Raw genomic sequence first — 24,745 nt, 5'->3', positions numbered from 1 at the left:
GGCGGTACAATCGTGTTTATTCCTTTATTTTTGAACGAAGTACCGGCAGCGCCCGGGATTCTTCTTGAATAATAGTGCAGCCTGTCGTTAACTAATGGAGGAATTAGGAATGGGCATTTTGATACAAAAGTTCGGCGGCACCTCGCTCTCCACTCCGCAGGCCAGAGAACATGTCATTCGCCATGTCAAACGGGAGCTTGAACACGGATATAGCCTGGTGATCGTAGTCTCGGCTATGGGCCGCAAAGGAGAGCCATATGCGACGGATACGCTGCTGGACTGGGTCTCCCAGAACGGCGACGCTCTCCAAGGACGCGAAAAGGATTTACTGCTGTGCTGCGGTGAAATCATTTCGGCAACCACCCTTTGCAGCTTGCTGGAAGGAGAGGGCATTCCTTCGACCGTCCTTACCGGAGCCCAGGCCGGTTTCCTGACAGACAACGGCTACGGCAACGCCCGGATTCTGGATGTCCGGCCCGAACGGATTTTGCGCGAGCTGCGCGCCCAGAAGGTAGTCATTGTCACCGGCTTCCAGGGCCAGACCGAAGACGGAGATTTCACCACGCTGGGGCGGGGTGGAAGCGATACATCAGCTACGGCGCTCGGCGCGGCTCTGCGGGCGGATATGGTCGACATCTATACCGATGTCAACGGCATTCTGACGGCCGATCCCCGCATCGTCGAGGATGCGAAGCCGCTGACCTATGTCAGCTATACCGAAATTTGCAACATGGCTTATCAGGGAGCCAAGGTTATTCACCCCCGGGCCGTTGAAATCGCCATGCAGGCGCAGATTCCGGTTCGCGTCCGCTCGACTTTCTCGGACAATGAAGGGACGCTCGTCACGCATCCGGAAGGCTTTCAGGACGTGCAGGCCGGAATCGTTGACCGTTACGTAACCGGTATCGCCTATGTGAGCAACATAACGCAGATTTCGGTGGACTGCCCGGATGGCAACGGAACCGGAGTCCAGCTCCAAATATTCAAGAGTATGGCTGATGCCGGCATCAGCGTAGACTTTATTAATGTTACGCCAACCAGCGCCGTTTATACCGTGTTCGACACTCATTCAGAGAAAGCGATCGCGGAGCTTCAAGAAATCGGACTTCGTCCGAAGAGCCTTTCCGGCTGCGTCAAGGTATCCGTAATCGGTGGCGGTATCAATGGCGTTCCGGGGATCATGGCCCGTATCGTGGAGGCCCTCAGCGTGCACAACATCCAAATCCTGCAATCCGCTGACTCCAACACGACGATCTGGGTACTGGTCAAGAAGGAAGACATGGTGCAATCGCTTCGCGCGCTGCATTCCAAGTTTGAATTACACCGTTAACAGGAGGAATTCAGGTGGATTTTGGAAGACTAATAACAGCTATGGTAACTCCTTACGACAAGGAGGGGGAGATCGACTGGGAGGCCGCATCGCGCCTGGTCGACTACCTGATTGAAGAGCAGAAGTCGGAGGGGCTCGTCGTCTGCGGAACAACGGGAGAATCGCCTACACTGAGCGATGAAGAGAAGCTGCAAATGTTTTCCTTTGTCTTGGAAAAAGCTGCAGGGCGCTGCAAGGTTATTGCCGGAACAGGCTCCTATAACACAAAGCACACGATCGAGCTCACGCAAAAAGCGGAGAAAATCGGCGTCGACGGCGCGCTTTTAGTCGTTCCCTATTATAACAAGCCGAATCAGGAGGGGCTGTACCGCCATTTCTCGGCGATTGCGGCAGAGACCAGCCTTCCGCTTATCTTGTACAATGTTCCGAGCCGAACGGGAATCTGTATGAGCGCAGATACGACCATCCGGCTCGCGCAAATCCCGAATATTGTAGCGACGAAGGAGTGTGCGTCGCTGGATCATGTCGCCTTGATAGCGGCCGGATGTCCGGATGATTTCCATGTCTACTCCGGAGACGATTCTTCGGCGCTTCCGGCTTTGGCTGTTGGCGGACACGGAATTATCAGCGTGGCAAGCCATCTCGAAGGGGCAAGAATGGACGAGATGATTTCCGCTTACCTTTCGGGGGACGTGCAGCACGCCGGGAAGGTTCACCGTGAGCTGTTCCCGATTTTTAAAGGATTGTTTGAATGTCCGCAGCCGCTGCCGAATCCGTCCGCCGTCAAATACGCGCTGGAGCTTCGTGGGATCAAAGTCGGCTCGGTCCGCCTGCCTTTGACCCCCCCGAACGAGGCGGAAGCGGAATTTATCAGAAAGTTGGTATTGTAGAAATTGAATCAACCCGTTCGGCTGGAGTGAACCGGTCCTCGAAATGAGGGCCGGTTTTTTGTATGTTTTTTGGACAATCTGAAATAATGCCCCGCTTTAGCGGAAACAATACGGGTATCTAATTCCCGCGACTTGTCTTTTGACAAAAATATCATGTATAATGTGGTTAAGTGACTGGGTGCGGTTAAAATTGAATATGCGGCAATTTCTTCCGTCATGTCTAACACTAAAGGTCTGTCTGAAACTACAGGATTATTTTTCCAGACCTGGACGTGCTTTGTCGATAAAGGCGCTGCGAGGGTCGCGGCTGAATGCTTGACGGCATAGGTTCGCTTACAGAAACGTGCCGACCGCGGGCGGAAGCTCTTATTAGGCTTTTATTTTTTGCGCCTTTACGCCCTTTTTCTTCTTTACGGGGGATTTTTTGCTTTTGGTTTACGTTCAATGCCGCTAATGAATTGAAGTTCTTGATTCAAATAACATATGACGTCCAACATTAATAGGAGGGTTAGATTCATTTGTCCAAAAAAAACAACAATGATAAACTGATGATTTTCGCATTGGGCGGAGTCGGGGAAATCGGGAAGAACATGTACGTGGTACAATACGGCAGCGACATTGTCGTCGTGGACTCGGGACTGAAGTTCCCTGAAGAGGATATGCTCGGTATTGATATCGTTATTCCGGATATTTCCTATTTGACGGAGAATCGCGACAAGGTAAGAGGCATTGTGCTTACGCACGGCCACGAGGACCATATCGGCGGATTGCCTTATGTCCTCAAGCATTTGAACGTTCCGGTGTACGGAACGAAGCTGACGCTCGGTCTGGTGGAGAACAAGCTGAAGGAAGCGAACCTGCTCGGCGAAACGAAGCGCATTCTGATCAACGAAGATTCGGAGATCAAGCTCGGCAGCTCGCTGGTCGTAACTTTCTTCAGAACAAACCACAGCATTCCCGATTCTGTCGGCGTGTGTGTAGAAACTCCGGAAGGCAACGTGGTTCATACGGGCGACTTCAAGTTTGACCATACCCCAGTCAATGGTCAATTCGCGAATTTGCACCGGATGGCCGAAATCGGACAGCGGGGTGTGCTTGCGCTCTTGTCCGATAGCACCAACGCGGAGAAACCGGGCTTTACTCCATCGGAGAAAAATGTCGGGATTGTGCTCGAAGATATTTTCCGCAAAGCCGAGCAGCGCGTGGTGGTGGCAACATTTGCCTCCAACGTGCACCGCATTCAACAGGTCGTCAATGCCGCAGAGCAGACCGGCCGTAAAATTACCGTAATCGGCCGAAGCATGGTTAACGTTGTATCGATCGCTTCCGAGCTTGGCTACCTGAACATGCCTGACGGCATGCTGATCGAACCGGAAGAAATGAACCGGATGGCGGCCAACCGGGTTGTCGTGCTCTGCACGGGCAGCCAGGGCGAACCGATGTCGGCGCTCACCCGCATGGCGCGCTCCAGCCACCGCAAAGTGGACATTCTGCCCGGCGACACCGTTATCATCGCGGCAACTCCGGTCCCCGGCAATGAGAAGTATATCGGCCGTACGATAGACGAACTGTTCCGCCTGGGAGCGGACGTTATTTACAGCGGTTCGAATTCCGGTGTGCACGTATCGGGACACGGCAGCCAGGAAGAGCTGAAGCTGATGCTCAACCTGATGAAGCCGAAATTCTTCATTCCGATTCACGGCGAATACCGCATGCAGCGCAGACACGCTCTGCTGGCGCAATCCGTTGGCGTTGACCCGGACAACATCTTTATCACGGAGCTTGGCGAAGTGGTTGAGATTCAAGGCGGCCAGGCCCGCAAAGCCGGCAAGGTCACTTCCGGCAATGTGCTGATCGACGGCCTGGGTGTCGGCGATGTAGGCAATATCGTTCTTCGCGACCGCAAGCTGCTGTCGCAGGACGGCATTCTCGTTGTCGTCGTTACGCTGAGCAAGCAAAACGGCGCCATCGTCTCGGGACCTGATATCATTTCGCGCGGCTTCGTATATGTGCGCGAATCGGAAGGTCTGCTTGACGAAGCCAACCGGATTGTCTCCAGCACGCTACAGCGCCTGATGAGCGAGAAGGTCAACGAATGGGCGTCGCTCAAGACAAGCGTCAAGGATGCGCTCGGACGGTTCCTGTATGAGCAAACCCGCCGCAGACCGATGATCCTGCCGATCATCATGGAAGTCTAAGGTTATTTTCCATTTAAGCTGAACTCGATAAAGCCCCTCTTTCACCGGAAATATTGGACGGTTTCCGGCGGAGAAGGGCTTTTTTGCATTTTTCGGTAGAGCCCGCATCCATTTGATGAGGCTGCATAATGGCGGGGGCCGTTTAGTCATACTAACCGGGAGATTCATTACCATAAGCCTGCCAAAGTGCTTTGAGAGCAGGCGAAAAAGGGAGCGCTGAGCATGGAGAGCTTTGAACCTGTCAAGATAACAAACTTTAACGAAGAGCAGGCTCCTGCGGGAGAGGAGCCGGGCCACGAACAGACCCAGCAGGCTGCGGGTACGGTCGGCATGGTGAAAGAGTTCGGACAAACGGCTGCTCCGGTGGTCGAGCCGGAAATTTTTTGCATAACGATTATCGGACAGATTGAAGGGCATATCGTCATGCCCCCCCATAACAAAACAACCAAATATGAACACATCATTCCGCAATTGGTTGCAGCCGAGCAGAGCAAGACGGTTAAGGGTGTGCTTATTATTTTGAATACGGTGGGCGGAGATGTGGAAGCCGGACTCGCCATTGCCGAAATGATCGCGTCGCTGTCGAAGCCGACGGTAACGGTTGTCGTTGGTGGAGGCCACAGCATCGGTGTGCCTATCGCCGTATCGTCCAGTTATTCGATTATCGCGGAAAGTGCGACGATGACGATCCATCCGATACGGATGAGCGGACTTGTGATCGGTGTGCCGCAGACGTTCGAGTACATGGAGAAAATGCAGGAGCGCGTTGTCCGGTTCGTAACGTCGCATTCCCGGATTTCCGTCGATTGCTTCAAGGATTTGATGTTCAAGACGGGAGAGCTCAACCGGGATATCGGAACTGCGGTTGGCGGTAACGATGCAGTCAAATTCGGTCTTATGGACGAAGTGGGCGGTATCGGAACCGCCATGGCGAAATTAAACGAGCTGATTGCGCTTAGAGGAGCGCCTGCTGAAACGGGAGGGTTGACCCAATGATCCTGTACTCCGTTATATCCGCGGATCAGGTATGGGAAGGGGCGATACAGGCGCCTCCATCCATGCTTGAAGTCACTGTACAGGGCATTCTAATGCAGGTGGAACCGCTGAGCGAAGGAAGAGCCCGAATCGTAAGACTGCTGAACTGTCCGCTGGGCCGCTATCTGGAACCCGGTCTTGCGCCGGGTCAAATCATTTCATTTCCGTCCGGGGCCTGAGGGTAATTGTTCGTAGAAAGAGCCGCATTTTCCGACAAAAGAGAACATAGGTACGCCACGCCATTATATGGTATAATACTGTTTCGGGGGTGACTGGCGTGGCGAAACGGAAAAAACGGAAAAAGAAGAAGGCGCTGCTGGGCAGCGTTTTAAAATATGAAATCTACGGCATTCTCCTGATTACCTTCTCGGTTATTGCATTATCTGGCGAGGCGGCAGTAGGACGCTCGTTATCGAGCCTTGCCGGTTACCTGCTTGGCCGGTTCTATTTCGTTTTGCCGCTTGTCGGCATCTATTACGGATTAATGGTTATGATTTACCGGAAGTGGCCTTCGAACTGGAACAGCCGGCACAGCGGTGTTCTGCTGCTGGTGCTTTCGATGTGCCTGATGAGCAGCATCTCCGCCATGGAGCAGAAGCTTGGACCGTTGTCCATGCTCGATCCCGGTAACGTGCTGTCCCAGACCCGGAAGGATCTGGCTGGCGCTTTGTCTCCCGGCGTGAACGGCAGCAGCGTGTACTTGCTGGGCAAGGATATCAGCGGCGGTTATGTCGGCGGACTGGAATTCGCATTTTTGCTGTGGCTGTTCGGGACCCTTGGCGCCAAGCTGCTCATGATCGTCATGCTGGCGATCAGCTTTATGCTGGTGACGAACCTCTCCTACATCGAGCTGTTCGGCTTGCTTAGAAGCCGGGCGGTCAAGCTTGCGGAAGGCATCCGTCTCCGCGCCGCAAGCCGCCCGCAGGCGATGCCGGTATCGAACCGGAGCGGAGACAGGGCGAAGCTCCGTTCACAATCCTCACAAGATGACGATGACGAAGATGATGAGGAAGAGACCACTCTGCCTAATCGGAAGAAGCCGCAATTCTTCGATAAGCTGATCAAGCGCAAATCTCCGGGCTCCGGATCGAAAGCTTCAATGGCATCTGACGAAGAACACGGACAGGAACCGGAATGGGACAATGTTCCGATTATTTCGGGCGTGACTTCCCGTTCGGATTGGTCCGATTCGGGTGAGGATAACGATTTTGAATTTGACAGTGAAGATGTGGAGCCTGTGACTCCAATCATTCGCGATTTCTTCGAGCACATCCGCTCGGAAGGCTTAAGCGACGAGGACCGGGAGGAGTGGGGCGAGTTCTCACCGGCTGCGCGCAGCAGCATGAAGCCGGCACCCGCCTCTGGTATTACGAGTGAGACGGAGGATGCCGTCCCTGCTGAGAATACCGGCCTAGCGCCGACAGAAGCTGCAGGCGGCTTGAACGAGACGGGCGAAGAATTGCCAGCAGCCGAGGCGCCAAAGCCTGTACCGCCGCCTAAGCCGTACAAGCTTCCGCCGTTCCGTCTGCTGTCCAAGCCAAACAACGGGGGCAAAGCCGGGGACCAGAATGATTACATGCAGACCGCCCGCAAGCTGGAGGCTACTCTGGAGAGCTTCGGCGTTCGGGCGAAGGTGCTGGAGGTTGTCCGGGGCCCGGCCGTTACCCGGTACGAGATTCAGCCCGATATCGGCGTGAAGGTCAGCCGGATCGTCAATTTGACCGACGATATCGCTTTGGCTCTGGCCGCCAAGGATATTCGGATGGAAGCGCCGATCCCCGGCAAATCGGCGATCGGCATCGAGGTGCCGAATCCGGAAGTATCGCTGGTTACGATGAGAGAAGTCATGGAAACGCAAATTTTCCAGGAAGCCGAAGCCAGGCTGACCATTGCTTTCGGCAGGGATATTTCCGGGCAGACCATCATCGGCAACCTTGCCAAGATGCCCCATTTGCTTGTTGCCGGAGCGACCGGATCGGGCAAATCGGTCTGCATTAACGGCATTATTACGAGCATTCTGTACAAGGCTAAGCCGGACGAAGTCAAATTTTTGATGGTCGATCCCAAGATGGTTGAGCTTAATGTGTACAACGGCATTCCCCATTTGATGGCTCCCGTAGTAACAGACCCGAAACGCGCCAGCCTCGCGCTCAAGAAGATCGTGGTTGAGATGGAGAAACGGTACGAGCTGTTCTCCAAATCCGGGACGCGGAATGTCGAAGGCTATAACCAGCTCATGAAGGATAACCCGGCGGCTGTTCTGCCGTACATCGTCGTTATTGTGGACGAGCTTGCCGACCTGATGATGGTTGCCGCAGGCGATGTAGAGGACGCTATTTGCCGTCTGGCGCAGATGGCGCGGGCGGCCGGTATCCATTTGATTATCGCCACTCAGCGCCCTTCGGTAGACGTCATTACCGGCGTCATCAAGGCGAATATCCCTTCGCGGATTGCCTTTGGCGTATCGTCGCAGGTGGATTCGCGGACGATTCTGGACATGGCGGGAGCAGAGAAGCTGCTGGGACGCGGCGATATGCTCTTTATGCCGATGGGCTCATCGAAGCCTATCCGGGTTCAGGGGGCTTTCATGAGCGATGCCGAGGTTGAAGCGATCGTCCATTACGTCAGCAGCCAAGGAGAAGCGGAGTATGACGAGTCCATCGTCCCTGAAGTCGACGATACGGCGGCGGAAGCTGAGGAGCCGCAGGACGAACTGTACGAGCAGGCGGTGCAAATCGTGCTGGAGGCCAAGCAGGCGTCGGTATCGCTGCTCCAGCGCCGGATGCGCGTCGGGTACACCCGCGCCGCAAGGCTGATCGACTCAATGGAAGCCAGAGGCGTGATCGGACCTTATGAGGGCAGCAAGCCGCGCGAGGTGCTGATTTCGCTGGAGCAGTACCAGCAGAACCGGATTAGTTCATAATCGTTATGGAGAAGCGTTCCTTTTGATTCCAGAAGGAGCGTTTTTTATTTGACTTGTAGCTTTGGTCCATCCTTTCTTTTCGTTCCTGAAGGTGCATAGGATTCCCTCACGGTCGTCATAATAACGTTAGCCATCCATGCAGAACTTACAAGAGAAAGGTAGAGCGAAGCCAAATGAAGAATCAGAAGCTATGGATCATTGCCGTACTATCCCTTACGCTTGCGTCCGTCCCGCTGATCGAACATTTCTCCGGGGGGAAATCGTCAGCACCACAGCCGCAGAATTCCGCAGCAAATTCTTCGTCCGATACCGGGGCCTATGACGAGGCGCTGCCCGCTTTCGGCACCACGCCCTTGAAATACGGTGCTTCGGGGCCCGATGTGTACGAACTGCAGGGGCGATTAAAGCACCTGGGCTATTTTTCAGACAAAATAGATAGTCAATTCGGCTACGATACCTTGAATGCCGTCAAATGGTTTCAATGGAAGTTCGGAATGAAGGCGGACGGTGTTGTCGGGGCCAAGACGAAGCTCAAGCTTTACAACGCGACCAAGAACTGGCGTCCTACAGAACCTTCCGCCGGAGTAAAAACCGCTAAAACTACTACAAACAAAGGCAAGCCTAAAGCGGAGCTGGCGTCCGGAAACACGATGGGTTTGTCGGAAAATGATCTCAAGATAATGGCGAACGCTGTTTACGGGGAAGCCCGGGGCGAGCCGTTTGAAGGTCAGGTGGCCGTCGCGGCCGTGATTTTGAACCGGACAAAATCCCCGAGCTTTCCGAACACGCCTTCGGGCGTCATTTTCCAGCCGGGTGCATTTACGGCCGTCGCCGACGGGCAAATTTATCTGACGCCGAATGAGCAGGCGCGCAAAGCGGTTCAGCAGGCGCTGAACGGCTGGGACCCGTCGGGCGGCTGTCTGTATTACTTCAATCCGAAGACGGCTACCTCCAAATGGATTTGGACGCGTCCGCAGGTGAAGACGATCGGCGAGCATATATTTTGCATGTAAAATCTGAACTGCTGACCGCCACTGAAACAGGTTCTTTGGCGGCAGTTCCATGGGAGCAATCGGAAGACTTGTCTTCCGGTTGCTTCCTTCGTTTGGAATGGTTTAGAATAAATATTACTTCATAAACTTGGTAAAACAGCTTTTTATCCGAGCCGTAAAGGAGTTTTGGCCTTGACAAATCACGTATTTCAGCATGGCAACGTAGGAGGCATACGCATTCATGTACTGCCGACGAAGACGTTCAAGACCTTTGCGATATCGCTGTATGCCGGCGTTCCTCTCGCCGAGGATACCGTTACCCCGACCGCTCTGATTCCGTTCGTGCTTCGTCGGGGCACGGCATCCTATCCGGAAACCACCCAGTTCCGCGAACGTCTGGAGGAGCTGTATGGAGCCGGCTTCGGCTTTGACGTGTATAAGCGCGGAGACTATCAGATCATCCAGTTCCGCATGGACACCATCAATGACTCATTCGTTCAGAGCAAGGAAAGTCTGCTGGCCGAGTCTTTTGCTTTTTTGGGCGAGGTGCTGACCCGTCCGTTGCTCGAGGGCGGTAGCTTCCGTCCTTCCTATGTGAATACGGAGCGGGAGACCGTACGCAAGAAGCTGGAGTCCATCGTCAACGACAAAATCCGTTACGCAGCAGAGCGTTGTATCGAGGAAATGTGCCGCGAAGAGCCATACCGTCTGCATCCCCTTGGACAAAGAGCGGACCTTGAGTCCATTACGCCGGATTCGCTGCATCACTCCTACCGGGCATGGCTGGACGGAGCGATTCTTGATTTGTATGTTGTCGGCGACACCAGTCCCGAGGAAGTGCAGAAGCTTGTGGAACGGCACTTCGGGCTTGACAGCCGGTCGGCTTCCCCTTATCAGTCGCATTTTTCACCGAAAAAGGTTACGGAAGTCCGAACGGTGGAAGAGCGGATGGATGTTGGCCAAGGCAAGCTGAACATGGGACTGCGAACATCCATAACCTACGGGGACGACGCTTATGCGCACGCTCTGATGTATAACGGCATTCTGGGCGGCTATCCGCATTCCAAGCTGTTCGTGAACGTCCGGGAAAAAGAAAGTCTCGCTTATTACGCCTCCTCCCGCTATGACGGGCATAAAGGCATCGCCACCATACAGTCGGGCATTGAAATACAGAACTACAATAAAGCCTTGGACATTATCCGCAAGCAGCTGGATGAAATGAAGCAGGGCAATATCAGCGATCTGGAGCTGAATCAGACCAAAGCGATGATCCGCAACCTGCTTTCGGAAATCCAGGATTCCGCCTTTGAAATGATTGCATTCGACTTTAACCGGGTATTGTCCGGCAAGGAACGTTCCACGGAAGAATTGATGAGCCAGGTGGAAGCATCCGGCGCGGAGGACGTGAAGCGGGCAGCCGGCACCGTAGAGCTCGATACGATTTATTTCCTGACAGGGCAGAAGGAGGAGAGCTAATGGAACAAATCCATTACGACAGGCTTCAGGAAACGCTGTACCACGAAGTATTGGATAACGGGTTGAAGGTCTATGTGCTGCCGAAACCGGGGTTCAAGAAGACGTACGCCACTTTTGCGACGAAATACGGTTCGGTCGACAATCACTTCCGGGTAGCCGGCGGAGAGGAAACATCGGTCCCGGACGGCATCGCCCACTTTTTGGAGCATAAAATGTTTGAAGAGCCGGAAGGCGATATCTTCGCCACCTTTGCTTCGAACGGAGCTTCGGCGAACGCTTTTACCAGCTTCGAGCAGACCGTCTATTTATTCTCCGCCACGGAAAATATCGAAACGAACATCGAGACTCTGATCGACTTTGTGCAGCGGCCTTATTTCACGGATCAGAATGTGGAGAAGGAAAAAGGCATCATCGGACAGGAAATCAACATGTATGCCGATAACCCCGACTGGCGCGTCTACTTTGGCTTGATCGAAGCGATGTATCAGAAGAATCCGGTTCGGATCGATATCGCCGGCACGGTGGAATCCATCTCGACGATCACCAAAGAAACGCTTTATACGTGCTATAACGCCTTCTATCACCCAAGTAATATGCTGCTGTTTATTGTCGGCGGCGTAAACCCGGAGTCGGTCATTGAGCTGGTCCGCCGCAATCAGGAAGGGAAGTCTTATGAACGCCAGGGCGAGATTGAGCGGATTTTTGAGCAAGAGCCGGAAGAAGTCGGTATCAAGCGGCTTGAGAACAAGCTGGCTGTCTCCATGCCCAAATGCCTGTTCGGCTTCAAGGAAAAAGAAATCGGCCTGACCGGCAAAGCCGCCGTACGCCGGGATTTGACAACCAAGCTGATGCTCGACCTGTTGCTGGGCAGCAGCACGGCCCTGTATCAGAAGCTGTACGACGAAGAGCTGATTTCCGACAGCTTCGGCCACGAGTACAACAGCTCGCCGCAGTACGCCTTTTCCGCGATCGGCGGAGATACGAAGGACCCTGAGCTCTTGCTGAAGCGGATCAGGGAAGAGATAGAACCCCTGCTCAAGTCAGGCTTCGACGAACGCGATTTCAACCGGGCCCGCAACAAAAAAATCGGCGGCTATTTGCGCATGCTGAATTCTCCGGAGAACATCGCCCATGAATTTACGCGTCACCAGTTCCGGGGCGGGGACCTCTTTGCCGTCCTTCCGGAATATGAGTCCATTACTTTGGACGAAGTAAATCAGCGGCTGCGGGAGCATATCGACTGGAATCAGCTCGCGGTATCTGTCGTGGTGAATCCATAGTGCAAATCACGGGAGAGAGCGGAAAGCCGCTAGGAGAAACGACGGTGCTGATAACCGGGGGAAGCGGCGGTATCGGCGGCGCCATTGCGGAGCGCTTTGCCTCCGCCAGAATGAAGGTTGTCATTCATTATATGAATTCCCATGAGTCGGCCAATGAAGTGGCGCGGCGCTGCATGAACTTGGGTTCGCAGGTAATGACCGTTGCCGCAGACCTCAGGAACCGGAGCCAGCTGCAGCGTATGGCGGAACGTCTTGCTGCCAGCGGCATGCAGCCCGATATACTGGTGAACAACGCTGGAAAATCGCACTACGGCATGCTGGCCGATCTTACCGAAGAGGATTGGGACGACGTCATGGACATCAACTTAAAGGGAACCTTTCTGTGCAGCCAGATTTTTATGCCTTATATGGTTTCTCAGCGGTTTGGCCGGATCATCAACGTGTCTTCGGTATGGGGCGTTTCAGGCGCTTCCTGCGAAGTCGCCTATTCCGCGAGCAAGGGCGGGGTCAATGCGTTTACCAAGGCTTTAGCCAAAGAATTAGCCCCTTCAGGCGTTACGGTGAACGCGGTGGCTCCGGGAGCCGTGCGGACCGCGATGCTGGATAACCTGGCGGAGGACGAGATTCGGATGCTGGAGGATGAAATTCCCGCGGGCCGGTTGGCCGCGCCGGAAGAAATAGCGTCGCTTGTCTATTTTTTGGCGCTGCCGGAATCCGGTTATATCAATGGGCAAATCATTAGTCCGAACGGCGGCTGGATTACCTGAAAGTAGCAAGGTTTCGCCGAATAACGGATTTTCTTCAAGGACATATTAGAACTGTTGCTTTTAAATCTTTAACCCTGAAGGAGGATTTAAGATGTCAACAGAATCTTCAGTGATCAAAAACTATGATACCTGGAAGAAATTTCTGGGCGAACGGGTCATCCAGGCCGAAAAGGTGGGCATGAGCGAAGATACGATCGCCAAGCTGGCCTTTGAAATCGGGGAATTCCTTGATAAAAAGGTCGATCCGCAAAACGCCTCGAACCGGGCGATCAAAGAGCTGTGGGATGTCGGTGACGAAAGTCAGCGCCATACCATTGCCTCCCTCATGGTCAAGCTGGCGAAGCAAAACGCATAACCCGGCGGAACAAGCTCCCCTCGAGGGAGCTTTTCTGCAATTGTCCGGCTAATCGTCTTGCCTTTCAATTTCATTTTATATATCATAAACATGACCCGTTAGACTGTTGGATTGTCGTATCTTGTTACTTTTTGACAGATAAGGCCCGGGGAGAGGAATTTACATTAAGAGGTGTGGAAGTTGGAATATAAACAATGGTATATGGAATACAAGATACATAAGAATAGACCCGGTTTACTCGGCGACATCGCCTCGATGCTCGGTATGCTTGAGGTCAACATTCTGACCATCAACGGAGTAGAGGACAAGACGCGAGGCATGCTGCTTGAAACGAACGACGATGAGAAAATCCTGCTTATGGGCGAAATGCTCAAGAAGGTGGAAAATATAACGGTAACCGCGCTGCGTTCTCCGCGTCTGGTTGATAAGCTGGCCGTTCGTCACGGAAGGTACATCGACCGGGATTCGGACGACCGCAAGACGTTTCGCTTTACGCGGGATGAGCTTGGCCTTTTGGTCGATTTTCTGGGAGAGCTCTTTAAACGTGATGGCAATCAGGTGATCGGACTTCGCGGCATGCCGCGCGTCGGCAAGACGGAATCGATTATTGCCGGCAGCGTGTGCGCGATGAAGCGCTGGACGTTTGTCTCCTCGACGATGCTCCGGCAGACCGTTCGCAGTCAACTTGCCGAGGATGAAATGAATCCGAACAATATTTTTATCATCGACGGCATTGTCAGTACGATTCGGTCCAATGAGAAGCATTACAATCTGCTCAAAGACATTATGACGATGCCGAGTACGAAAGTGATTGAGCACCCGGATATTTTTGTCCGCGAGTCGGAGTATACGTATGACGATTTCGATATTCTGATTGAACTACGGAATAATCCGAACGAAGAAATTCTGTACGATACGTTCACGGCCAGCTACAGTGACGATTTGTAAATAGAGAGGATTAGGAGGTGATGGCATGTCGGAACTAGGCCGGCAGTTGAAAGAGGCCCGTCTGCAAAAGGGAATGAGTCTGGATGATGTACAGGAAGTAACGAAGATCCGCAAAAAATATTTGGAAGCCATCGAAGCGGGGGACTACAAGGTTCTTCCCGGCAGTTTTTATGTCCGCGCTTTTATCAAGACCTATGCTGAGGCGGTTGGCGTCAATCCCGATGATCTCGTGCAGGAGCCCGGAAGCGTTCCGGTGACCAGGGAAGAGCCTTCCACAATGGAGTCGGTGCTTCAGAAGCGCAGCCGAAGACCCGAGACCGAGCGGAATGCCAAATGGCTTCCGACGCTATTGATGTGGATTTTTCCGGTACTGATTATTGCGGTTATTTACATGTATGCTTCAAACTGGGGGAAATCGGTTAATGAGCAGACTGACGGAAATCCGATTACCGAGAGCACTCAGTCTCCGTCGGCAACTCAGTCCACAGGACCGGCCCCTGCGAATGGAGGAGGTGCGACTCCGGCTGCTACGGCTAGCCCCGAAGCCGGAGCAAGCGCGGAAGCTGTCGCGTCTCCATCCCCTTCACCGTCGGCGTCACCGTCCGCCTCTCCATCTCCATCTGCTTCGCCATCCCCGGGAGACGGAACGGTTGTAATGGACGGGAAGTCGGGCAAGACTACCGTATTCAAGGTGAGCGGCACTAATCCGCAGGTGGTCATTACAGCGACAGGCCAAAGTTGGCTGGAGGTCTATAAAGGCGAAAATTCCAGAGGAGAGAAGCTCTCTTTTGGAAGTACGGCTGCAGGAGATACTATGACCTTTACGCTGGATAGTGAAGGTATTTATATTAAATCCGGCTATTCTCCTGCTACGCAGATTACCGTGAATGGGCAGGCGGTAACGGACGGCAAGACCACGTCGCGTATTTTGCTTAAGCTGGATGACGGCTTGGGAACACCGGCCGAAGGCGCATCGGCGGGCACCTCCGCCGACGGACAAACGGCTGACAGCGGGGACACGGCTGCCACAGGCGAATAAGTATCGTTTATTCGTATAGACTTTGCTATTTTGGAGACGCTAAGGAATGGTTAACAGTTCATCCATCAAAGCGAGGTGCAATCGATGACGGTCAGCTGGATTGTAACCGGCCTGGGTATTATTGTCAGTCTGCTTGGTTACTATTTGATGCCGAACGCTTGGGGCTACGGTATTCTGGGCTTCGGTCTCGCTCATATCGTATTGGGGATTTTGGACATGTTCCGTAATCCCGCCCGAAGCAGATAACGGGCGCTTAAGAAGCGTCTCCCGCAAGGAGGGATTTTCTTTGAGGGAGGCGTTATTTTTTTTGCGTTCCGGCGTCAAAGCAGCCGGCTGTTAGACTTGACCTTTTCTTTTTCATATAATAATAGCTGAATATAGATCATAAAGGACGTGGAACCATGGCTTCGGAAAGCTCATTTGATATTGTGTCCAAAATGGACGTTCAGGAATTAACCAATGCAGTTCACCAGACCGAGAAGGAGATTCAGAACCGTTACGATTTCAAGGGAAGCAAGAGCAGTCTCAAGCTGGAAAAAGACGCCCTGATCATCGCAGCCGATGACGAGTACAAGCTGAATGCCGTTATTGATATTTTGCAGTCAAAGATGATCAAAAGAGGCATTTCAGCAAAGAACCTTGATTTCGGCAAAATCGAGCCGGCTTCGCTCGGAACAGTCCGTCAGCGGCTGGGCCTTAAGCAGGGAATTGACCAGGAGAACGCCAAGAAGATCAATGTGCTGATCCGTGACTCCAAACTCAAGGTCAAGAGCCAAATCCAGGGCGACCAGATTCGCGTCACCGGCAAGAGCAGGGACGATCTGCAGCAGATCATCCAGCTTCTCAATAATGCGGATCTGCCGCTGGATCTTCAATATACGAACCTGAAATAACTTAGTATACCCCGCAGCGGCCTGTCATGCGCAGCCCTGCGGGGTGCTTTCTGTTTTTGACAGCTGAATTATGGCTATATTATACTTGTTGAGATAATGTGGATTTGTGCTTTTTTTATTATTGGGGGATGACCATGACAGAAAAAATTAACATCGTAACGCTCGGCTGCGAGAAAAATCTGGTCGATTCGGAGATTATGTCCGGACTTGTTCATGAACGAGGATATACACTTGTGGACGAAAAAGAAGAAGCAACCGTTATTATTGTAAATACCTGCGGATTTATAGATGAAGCCAAGGAGCAGTCCGTGAATACGATTCTTGAGCTTGCGGAGCTGAAGGAGACGGCCAAATTGAAGGCGCTCATCGTGTCGGGCTGCCTGACCCAGCGCTACAAAGAGCAATTAATGGATGAGATGCCGGAGATCGACGGGATTGTCGGTACGGGCGATTTTCACAATATCGTTCAGATTGTCGATGAAGCCGTGAGAGGAAGCAGACCGGTGTGGGTCGGCAATCCGGTCTTTAACTATGAGGAGGCGCTGCCGCGCAAGGTATCGACTCCCCGCTATACTACGTATGTCAAGATCGCTGAAGGCTGCGACAATAACTGTACGTTTTGCAGTATTCCGATTATGCGCGGGGCGTTCCGCAGCCGCTCCATGGAATCGATCGTGGCTGAAGTCGAAACGCTGGCGGCTCAGGGCGTCAAAGAAATCAGCCTCATTGCCCAGGATTCCACCAATTACGGAACCGATCTGTATGACGGCTTCAAGCTGCCCGAGCTGCTGAACCGGGTGAGCGAAGTGGAAGGGATTGAGTGGGTACGGTTGCATTATGCGTATCCCGGCTTTTTTACCGATGAACTGATCCGGACTATGGCTGACAATCCGAAGATTTGCAAGTATGTGGACATGCCTCTGCAGCATAGCGAGGACGCCATTCTGAAACGGATGCGCAGACCCGGACGGCAGCAGGACATTCGCAGTCTGGTTAAGCGAATCCGGGAAATGATTCCCGGCGTATCGCTGCGCACCTCCATCATTGTCGGTTTTCCAGGGGAGACCGAGGAGGATTTTGAGCGGTTATGCGATTTTGTAAGGGAAATCGGCTTCGATCGGCTCGGGGTATTTACCTATTCCAATGAAGAAGGAACACCGGCTTCACGCCTGCCGGATCAGGTTCCGGAAGAAGTCAAGGAATGGCGGGCCAACACGCTGATGGAGCTTCAGCGCCAGCTTACAAGCGACAGAGGAAGCCGGTATGTCGGTCAGGTCCTCGATGTGCTGGTAGAGCGGTATGACGGACGCAGCGACGTGTATATCGGACGTTCGCAGTACGACGCGCCTGAAATCGACGGCGAAGTGTTCGTGAGAGGCAGCAATGTAAGCATAGGCGAAATCACGAAGGTCCGGATCACCCACGCTTTTGAATACGATTTGTCAGGGGAGGAACATCAGTGAATTTGCCTAACCGCATTACGATTGCCCGAATATGCCTTATCCCGATTATGATGGTGTTCCTGCTTGTCAATTTCAGCTTTTACCCGGAACCGCTGCATTGGGGCTCCTTCCAGCTTTCCGTCAATCATCTGATCGCGGCGATTATCTTTCTTCTCGCGGCAAGTACGGACGGAATCGACGGCTACATTGCCCGCAAATATAATATGGTGACCAACCTCGGCAAGCTGCTGGATCCATTGGCGGACAAGCTGCTGATCTCGGCTGTTCTGATCTCGCTCGTTGAGCTGGGAAGATGCGATTCTCTGATCGCCGTTATCATTATCAGCCGTGAATTTGCGGTGACCGGTCTTCGGCAGGTAGCTCTGCTGGATGGCAAGGTTGTGGCGGCAAGTAAATGGGGGAAGATCAAGACGGTTGTGCAGATCGTAGCGATTTCCCTGCTGCTGCTTAACAATTTTCCGTTCCAGTTTGTCGGCATTCCTTTTGACGATATTGCCATTTGGGCGGCCGCGCTGATTACCATTTACTCGGGAATCGATTATTTTGTGAAGAATAAGGAACTGCTGCACGCGCATAACGCCTAACCATCCTATCAAGATCCATCACATATCAGTCAACTTCAGCGGGGCAGTAGGCACTCATAACCTATTGCCCTTTTTTAGTCTGAAGCCGGCAGAGCCATATATCAGGAGGGAATCCAATAATGAAAGCAGAGATTATTGCGGTCGGCACCGAGCTGCTGCTCGGGCAAATTGTAAACAGCAACGCCCAGTTTTTGTCCATCGAGCTTGCCGCTCTTGGAATCGACGTTTATTTTCAGACGGTAGTCGGCGATAATAGCATCAGGCTGCAGGAGGCGATCGAGATCGCCAAGGGCCGCGCCGATCTGATCCTGTTCACGGGAGGCATCGGACCGACGGAGGATGACTTGACGAAGGAAGCGCTTGCCGCAACGCTTGGACGGGGGCTGTATATCGACCAGATGGCGATGGATCATGTGGACCGGTTCTTCAGCGACCGTGGCGTCCCGATGACCGAGAATAACCGCAAGCAGGCGCTGGTGATTGACGATTCGGCGCCGCTGCCGAATGAGACGGGACTGGCCGTAGGCCTCGCCATCAGTCATGAGGGCAAATATTATGTCGTTCTCCCGGGACCTCCAAGAGAAATGAAACCGATGTTCACAGACAAAGCCAAGCCTTGGCTGCAGCAGAATGCGCTCACGGATGAAATGACCCTGTATTCCAAAATGCTCAAATTCGCCGGCATCGGAGAATCGCTGCTTGAAGACAATCTAATCGATCTTATTCACGGCCAAAATGATCCGACAATCGCTCCTTACGCAAAAGAGGGAGAGGTTACGGTACGTATTTCCACAAAAGCGCCTTCCTATAGCGAAGCGATGCTGAAGCTGGATGCGCTGGAGGAGCAGATCCGGAGCATTCTTCCCGAGCATTTGTATGCCAGTGTCGATGTTCCGCTGGAAAAAATCATCGTTGACTGGATGGCGGATGCGGGACTGACAGTTAGCTGCGCCGAGAGCTGTACCGGAGGGCTTCTGATGGGGAGCATTACGGGCATCCCCGGCAGCTCCTCAATGTTTATGGGAGGCATTGTATGCTACTCTAACGAGATGAAGCAGAAGCTGCTCAATGTTCCGAGGGAGTATTTGGAAGGGCCGGACGCTCCGGGCGCAGTCAGCCGCGAGGTGGCTGAAGTTCTGGCGGAGCAGGTCAGGCTGACCGCCGACACGGACTTCGGCCTGTCGATTACCGGTGTGGCGGGTCCGGGTGATTCGGAACGCAAACCGGCGGGTCTGGTCTATATCGGGCTTGCAGAGAGAAACGGGAAGACGGAAGTGTTCGAACTGAAGCTGAAGGGCAACCGTGAGAATATCCGGATTCGTTCGGTTAAAGCGATCTTATATCGGCTGTGGCGCAGACTTGTGGAGCGGAATATCGAGGCCCCGCCTGAAGGCGCGGGCTTGTAAGACGGACTTAATTTTTATATAATGTTGGCATACGGAAGAACCGTGGCATTGAATTCTCTTTGCCGCGGTTTTTTGTTTTTTGTTAAGGGTAAAAGTTTTATGTCCTGACCTGTAACCGGTAGTAACTTTGAGAGGAGGAGTGTATGGAAATAAATGGGCGCCAGGCTTGGGCGGGTTAAAAAAACGAATGTATGTTCGAAAAAATGCTTGGCAAACGCTCCAAAACAAGGTACAATGTAAATATGAGAACAGCTGTTGCTTTTCTTACTGGACCAGATGAATGTTCACTTTAGTTATATTTTGTTGCTATTATAAACCGTGAAAAGGATGTGATCTGATTGTCAGATCGTCGTGCGGCGCTTGAAATGGCGCTCCGTCAAATAGAGAAACAATTCGGTAAAGGTTCCATCATGAAACTGGGCGAATCCACCCATATGCAGGTTGAGATCGTACCCAGCGGATCATTGGCTTTAGATATTGCTTTGGGAATTGGCGGTCTCCCTAAAGGCCGTATTATAGAAGTTTACGGGCCGGAATCTTCCGGTAAGACAACGGTCGCTCTGCATGCAATTGCGGAAGTACAGAAGGCGGGCGGACAAGCCGCTTTTATTGACGCAGAACATGCGCTTGATCCAAGCTATGCAAGCAAGCTGGGCGTTAACATCGACGAATTGCTGCTGTCCCAGCCGGATACCGGGGAGCAAGCTCTTGAAATTGCCGAAGCGCTTGTCCGCAGCGGCGCGGTGGACATTATTGTAGTGGACTCCGTTGCGGCTTTGGTTCCTAAAGCTGAAATTGAAGGCGAGATGGGCGATTCCCATGTGGGTCTGCAGGCGCGACTGATGTCCCAAGCTCTGCGCAAGCTGTCCGGCTCCATTAACAAATCGAAGACGATTGCCATTTTCATCAACCAGCTTCGCGAGAAAATCGGCGTCATGTTCGGCAACCCGGAAACAACTCCCGGCGGACGCGCTTTGAAATTCTACTCTACGGTTCGACTCGATGTCCGGCGTGTAGAGAGCATCAAGATGGGCAACGATATGGTAGGCAACCGTACACGGATCAAGGTTGTGAAGAACAAGGTGGCGCCACCGTTCAAACAAGCGGATATCGATATTATGTACGGCGAGGGGATTTCCAGGGAAGGCAGCCTTGTTGATATCGGTACGGAAATGGATATCATCAATAAGAGCGGCGCATGGTACTCCTACGAAGGTGAACGTCTCGGTCAAGGCCGCGAGAATGCTAAGCAGTTCCTGAAAGAGCATTCGGATATAGCGCTTGTGATCGAGAACAAGATTCGTGAAGCGAGCAATCTCTCCACAATTGTCGCCTCTCCTACCGCGGCGGAGCTTGAGGCCGAGAAGCAGGAAGAACAGGCACTGCTCGAAATCGAATAATCTCTTTTGATAAGTAAGGCGCCCTCTATAACATATAGGGCGTCTTTTATTATGAAAGGTATTGATGCTGCCCTGCTGCATGAAGCAGGGTTTGCGAGAAGGAATGGAGGGGTGCGCACTCATGACGATACAGCTTGATTTTGAAGCCGAACAGCCGGAAGAAGGCGTGCTCTCGCAGTTTCCTGACAATGAGCCGCTTACGATAACCAAGGTGGAACGCCAAAAATCCGGTCACCGTTATATGCTGCATTTCGGGCCATACCGCTTAAGCGTACATGAGGATATTATGATCAAATACCGGATGATTTCCGGAAATGTCTTTACGAAGGAAGACCTTCAGGAGATCGTATTGGCCGACGAACGGCAGCGGGCTTATGTGGAGGGACTGCGTTATCTGGAACGCAAGCCGCGGACGCGGATGGAGATGGCAAGACGTTTGCGCGAGAAGGAAATCGGAGAAGAACTCATTGACGAGGTTCTGGAACGGCTGCGGCGGGAGCGGCTGATTGACGATTCGCAGTATGCGAAGCAGTGGGCGGAGCAGCGGGTGACCGGACACCGTAAAGGCAAACTGTGGGTTCGCCATGAATTGCGCAGCAAAGGCATTGATAAATCGGTCATTGCCGAGGCGCTGGATGGAATCAGCATCGACCAGGAGCGGCAAAGCGCGCTGGAGCTGGGGCGGAAGAAGTGGAATGCGGTCAAGGGCGAGCCTTCCGACAAAAGAAGGAAGACCGGCGCTTTTTTGATGAGACGCGGATTCTCGGGGGGAATTGTCCGAAGTGTGCTTAACACGCTCCGGGAGGACGGGGATATGGACGGTATGGAGGACGATTTCTACGAGTTCGACTGATTCCTTGACTTTGCGCCCGGGAATGGCTCTCTTGACAATGTCTTTTTATAAATAATAAAATATAACATGAATCGGCATAAAATAAGAATCCTTTTTCCTTCCCAAAAAGGCCATCTTTTTCTAAACGATTCGCGTATCAACTCATATGAAATGTAATCGCCGGATGCGGCGGGCAGTGTGCATGTGAATCATGTGCAGTTCGGCAATCGGTGAATTTACCGTTTTTTTTGTATGGTGATGAACGGATAGTTTGACAACTGCACAGTCCCAAGGAATGCCTTGGAGGAACCAACGAGGAGGTGAAACAGATGGAAACCTGGATCTGGATCATCATCGTTCTCGTTGTAGCGACATTATTCTTTGGGTTCGGTTATTTTATTCGGAAGTCCCTTGCAGAAGCTAAAATTTCCAGCGCCGAACAGGCCGCAGCCGGAATCGTGGAGAACGCGAAGAAGGAAGCGGAGGCGCTGAAGAAGGAAACGGTATTGGAAGCCAAGGATGAAGTCCACAGAATCCGTACCGAGGCTGAGAAAGAAACTCGTGAACGTCGGAATGAAATCCAACGTCAGGAAAGACGGTTGCTGCAAAAGGAAGAATCGCTGGATAAAAAAATGGAATCGCTTGAACGAAAAGAAGAACAAGTGGCTAACAAAGAGAAACGAATTGATGAAACCCAGCAGCAAATCGAAGTAATTTACAAGAATCAGGTTAGCGAATTGGAACGTATTTCCAATTTGAGTATGGAAGATGCAAGAAGTATTATTCTTTCCAATGTGGAACAGGAAGTGCGGCATGAAACCGCGCAGATGATCAAGGACATCGAGCAGCAGGCCAAGGAAGAAGCGGACAAGAAGTCCCGCGAGATTATAACCCTTGCCATTCAGCGCTGCGCCGCCGATCATGTGGCGGAAACGACGGTATCCGTCGTTACACTTCCGAATGAAGAAATGAAGGGACGGATTATCGGGCGTGAAGGCCGGAATATCCGCGCTCTGGAAACCCTGACCGGCATCGATCTTATTATCGACGACACGCCGGAAGCGGTGATTCTGTCGGGATTCGATCCCATTCGCCGGGAAGTGGCCCGTACCGCACTGGAGAAGCTGGTGGCGGACGGACGCATTCATCCGGCGCGAATCGAAGAAATGGTTGAGAAATCGCGTAAGGAAGTCGATGAACGGATTCGGGAATACGGGGAACAGGCTACCTTCGAGGTTGGCGTTCACGGCCTGCATCCGGATTTGATTAAGATTCTGGGTCGTCTGAAATTCCGCACAAGTTACGGTCAGAACGTATTGAAGCACTCGATGGAGGTTGCTTATTTGACCGGGTTAATGGCCGGTGAGCTTGGGGAAGACATCGTCTTAGCCAAACGGGCGGGATTGCTGCATGATATCGGTAAAGCGCTGGATCATGAAGTGGAAGGCTCGCACGTCGAGATCGGCGTAGAGCTTGCGAAGAAATATAAAGAGCATCCGGTTGTCATCAACAGCATCGCTTCCCATCACGGGGATGCCGAAGCGACCTCGGTGATCGCTATGCTGGTCGGTGCGGCTGACGCATTGTCGGCGGCAAGACCGGGAGCGCGCCGGGAAACGCTGGAAACGTATATCAAGCGTCTGGAGAAGCTGGAGGAGATTTCCGAATCCTTCGAAGGCGTCGAGAAGTCGTATGCGATCCAAGCCGGCCGCGAGGTTCGCGTAATGGTGCAGCCTGACAAAATCGACGATGCCGAAGCTTTCCGTCTGGCTCGCGATATTACGAAGACGATTGAGAATGAACTGGACTACCCGGGACATATCAAAGTCACCGTTATTCGTGAGACTCGGGCGGTTGAGTACGCTAAATAGGCATAATCAGAAAAGTGGCGCCTTTAACGGTGCCACTTTTCTTTACTCATACGCCTGAAGCTTGAAATTAAGGGCAGATGGCGGTGGTATACCCGAAAGTAGAGGAATGTTAACCGCTTTTCATGTTGAGCGCATACGGCTAGGAGGAGATTTCTATTAAAGTTTTGTTTATCGGCGACATTGTAGGCAATACCGGCCGCAAAGCATTGCGGGACAACCTGCCTTATCTGAAGAATAAATACCAGCCGCACATCATCATCGTTAATGGTGAGAACGCGGCAGCCGGAAGAGGCATTACGTCTGCGATCGCGAATGAATTTTTCAACTGGGGAGTCCACGGCATCACGATGGGCAACCATACTTGGGATAACAAGAACATTTTCGAGTTTATCGACGACGAGCCGCGCATGGTGCGTCCGGCCAATTTCCCTCAGGGTACGCCGGGTCATGGGTACACGGTGGTCAAAGGTAATGGCAAGCAGCTGGCCATCGTCAACTTGCAGGGCCGAACCTTTTTGCCGGCGATTGATTGTCCTTTCCGGGTTGGCGAAGAAATAGTGGAAGAGCTGCGCAGACAGCATAAATGCATTTTGGTCGATTTCCATGCGGAGGCTACATCGGAGAAAATAGCAATGGGCTGGTTCATGGATGGACGTGCATCGATCGTCGTAGGTACTCATACCCATGTTCAGAGCAATGACGATACGATTTTGCCCGGTGGAACGGCATATTTGACTGATGCGGGAATGGTTGGTTCAAGAGAAGGAATTTTGGGTATGGAAAAAGATGCGGTACTCTATAAGTTTACCACCCAACTTCCGGCCCGCTTTGTGGTAGATGAAGGGAAATGGATGCTCCACGGTTTATTTGCAGATCTGGATGAGGATACAGGTAAGGCCAAGCGTCTGGAAAAAATCAGGCTTCGCGAAGACGAGTGGGTAATGGAATAGGCCAGAAGGGGTGGGATAAAGGCAAATCGGGATAAAAGTAACGATTGGAAAAAAGTGTGATCTTTTTTATATCAATAACTAGCATCTTTTGTACCAATTTCTGCTTAGGGGTT

At 52.5% G+C, this 24,745-nt stretch carries 22 protein-coding genes; all 22 read left to right on the top strand.

Going from position 1 to position 24,745, the window contains the following annotated elements:
- The first annotated feature begins 109 nt into the window (after positions 1–109).
- The 22 genes from dapG (at position 110) to G5B47_RS01465 (ending at position 24,632) form a co-directional block, all read left to right on the top strand.
- Positions 110–1,330 carry an aspartate kinase gene (dapG, locus tag G5B47_RS01570; RefSeq protein ID WP_165093597.1) on the top strand — a complete coding sequence of 407 codons (1,221 nt, stop codon included), beginning with the start codon at positions 110–112 and terminating at the stop codon, positions 1,328–1,330.
- A gap of 14 nt (positions 1,331–1,344) precedes the next feature.
- Positions 1,345–2,220 (top strand): 4-hydroxy-tetrahydrodipicolinate synthase, encoded by an 876-nt coding sequence (dapA, locus tag G5B47_RS01565; protein ID WP_165093595.1) that lies wholly within the window; start codon positions 1,345–1,347, stop codon positions 2,218–2,220.
- Between the two features lie 518 nt (positions 2,221–2,738).
- Entirely contained in the window at positions 2,739–4,418 is a 1,680-nt protein-coding gene (locus tag G5B47_RS01560; protein ID WP_025335310.1) for a ribonuclease J, read from the top strand.
- Positions 4,419–4,640: 222 nt separating this feature from the next.
- Positions 4,641–5,414, top strand: a complete 774-nt coding sequence (locus G5B47_RS01555) for a ClpP family protease (protein WP_165093593.1) — start codon at positions 4,641–4,643, stop codon at positions 5,412–5,414.
- Positions 5,411–5,632 (top strand): YlzJ-like family protein, encoded by a 222-nt coding sequence (locus G5B47_RS01550; RefSeq protein ID WP_165093591.1) that lies wholly within the window; start codon positions 5,411–5,413, stop codon positions 5,630–5,632. Before G5B47_RS01555 ends, G5B47_RS01550 begins: the two co-directional genes overlap by 4 nt.
- A gap of 98 nt (positions 5,633–5,730) precedes the next feature.
- The gene (locus G5B47_RS01545) at positions 5,731–8,376 is read left to right on the top strand and encodes an FtsK/SpoIIIE family DNA translocase (protein WP_165093589.1); all 2,646 of its coding nucleotides are present in this window, start codon (positions 5,731–5,733) and stop codon (positions 8,374–8,376) included.
- Positions 8,377–8,549: 173 nt separating this feature from the next.
- Positions 8,550–9,389 carry a spore cortex-lytic enzyme gene (sleB, locus tag G5B47_RS01540; protein WP_165093587.1) on the top strand — a complete coding sequence of 280 codons (840 nt, stop codon included), beginning with the start codon at positions 8,550–8,552 and terminating at the stop codon, positions 9,387–9,389.
- Positions 9,390–9,560: 171 nt separating this feature from the next.
- Positions 9,561–10,844: an EF-P 5-aminopentanol modification-associated protein YfmF gene (gene yfmF, locus G5B47_RS01535; RefSeq protein ID WP_165093585.1), complete on the top strand. Its 1,284-nt coding sequence runs from the start codon at positions 9,561–9,563 to the stop codon at positions 10,842–10,844.
- A complete protein-coding gene (yfmH, locus tag G5B47_RS01530; protein ID WP_165093583.1) occupies positions 10,844–12,124 on the top strand; it encodes an EF-P 5-aminopentanol modification-associated protein YfmH in 1,281 nt (426 codons plus the stop codon). Before yfmF ends, yfmH begins: the two co-directional genes overlap by 1 nt.
- Positions 12,125–12,129: 5 nt before the next feature.
- Positions 12,130–12,891, top strand: a complete 762-nt coding sequence (gene ymfI, locus G5B47_RS01525; protein ID WP_165095351.1) for an elongation factor P 5-aminopentanone reductase — start codon at positions 12,130–12,132, stop codon at positions 12,889–12,891.
- A gap of 91 nt (positions 12,892–12,982) precedes the next feature.
- Positions 12,983–13,246, top strand: coding sequence for a DUF3243 domain-containing protein (locus tag G5B47_RS01520; protein WP_165093582.1), 264 nt, complete (start codon positions 12,983–12,985; stop codon positions 13,244–13,246).
- A gap of 180 nt (positions 13,247–13,426) precedes the next feature.
- On the top strand, positions 13,427–14,194 hold the full coding sequence (locus G5B47_RS01515; RefSeq protein ID WP_025335301.1) for a DUF3388 domain-containing protein: 768 nt from the start codon (positions 13,427–13,429) through the stop codon (positions 14,192–14,194).
- Positions 14,195–14,219: 25 nt separating this feature from the next.
- A complete protein-coding gene (locus G5B47_RS01510; protein ID WP_165093580.1) occupies positions 14,220–15,233 on the top strand; it encodes a RodZ domain-containing protein in 1,014 nt (337 codons plus the stop codon).
- 84 nt (positions 15,234–15,317) lie between these two features.
- Entirely contained in the window at positions 15,318–15,479 is a 162-nt protein-coding gene (locus tag G5B47_RS01505; protein WP_165093578.1) for a hypothetical protein, read from the top strand.
- Between the two features lie 155 nt (positions 15,480–15,634).
- Entirely contained in the window at positions 15,635–16,126 is a 492-nt protein-coding gene (locus G5B47_RS01500; RefSeq protein ID WP_025335299.1) for a YajQ family cyclic di-GMP-binding protein, read from the top strand.
- A 134-nt stretch (positions 16,127–16,260) separates the two neighbouring features.
- Positions 16,261–17,589, top strand: coding sequence for a 30S ribosomal protein S12 methylthiotransferase RimO (gene rimO / locus G5B47_RS01495; RefSeq protein ID WP_165093576.1), 1,329 nt, complete (start codon positions 16,261–16,263; stop codon positions 17,587–17,589).
- A complete protein-coding gene (pgsA, locus tag G5B47_RS01490; protein ID WP_165093574.1) occupies positions 17,586–18,173 on the top strand; it encodes a CDP-diacylglycerol--glycerol-3-phosphate 3-phosphatidyltransferase in 588 nt (195 codons plus the stop codon). Before rimO ends, pgsA begins: the two co-directional genes overlap by 4 nt.
- A 119-nt stretch (positions 18,174–18,292) precedes the next feature.
- Positions 18,293–19,579 carry a competence/damage-inducible protein A gene (locus G5B47_RS01485; protein WP_165093572.1) on the top strand — a complete coding sequence of 429 codons (1,287 nt, stop codon included), beginning with the start codon at positions 18,293–18,295 and terminating at the stop codon, positions 19,577–19,579.
- A gap of 338 nt (positions 19,580–19,917) precedes the next feature.
- Positions 19,918–20,979 carry a recombinase RecA gene (gene recA / locus G5B47_RS01480; RefSeq protein ID WP_165093561.1) on the top strand — a complete coding sequence of 354 codons (1,062 nt, stop codon included), beginning with the start codon at positions 19,918–19,920 and terminating at the stop codon, positions 20,977–20,979.
- Between the two features lie 121 nt (positions 20,980–21,100).
- Entirely contained in the window at positions 21,101–21,832 is a 732-nt protein-coding gene (locus G5B47_RS01475) for a regulatory protein RecX (RefSeq protein WP_165093559.1), read from the top strand.
- Positions 21,833–22,140: 308 nt separating this feature from the next.
- Positions 22,141–23,682, top strand: coding sequence for a ribonuclease Y (gene rny, locus G5B47_RS01470; protein ID WP_025335293.1), 1,542 nt, complete (start codon positions 22,141–22,143; stop codon positions 23,680–23,682).
- 155 nt (positions 23,683–23,837) lie between these two features.
- On the top strand, positions 23,838–24,632 hold the full coding sequence (locus tag G5B47_RS01465; RefSeq protein ID WP_165095348.1) for a TIGR00282 family metallophosphoesterase: 795 nt from the start codon (positions 23,838–23,840) through the stop codon (positions 24,630–24,632).
- Positions 24,633–24,745 lie beyond the last annotated feature (113 nt).

Source organism: Paenibacillus apii (assembly GCF_011043685.1).
GTDB lineage: Bacteria > Bacillota > Bacilli > Paenibacillales > Paenibacillaceae > Paenibacillus_AQ > Paenibacillus_AQ sabinae.
This window is presented reverse-complemented; position numbering and strand designations above follow the sequence as displayed.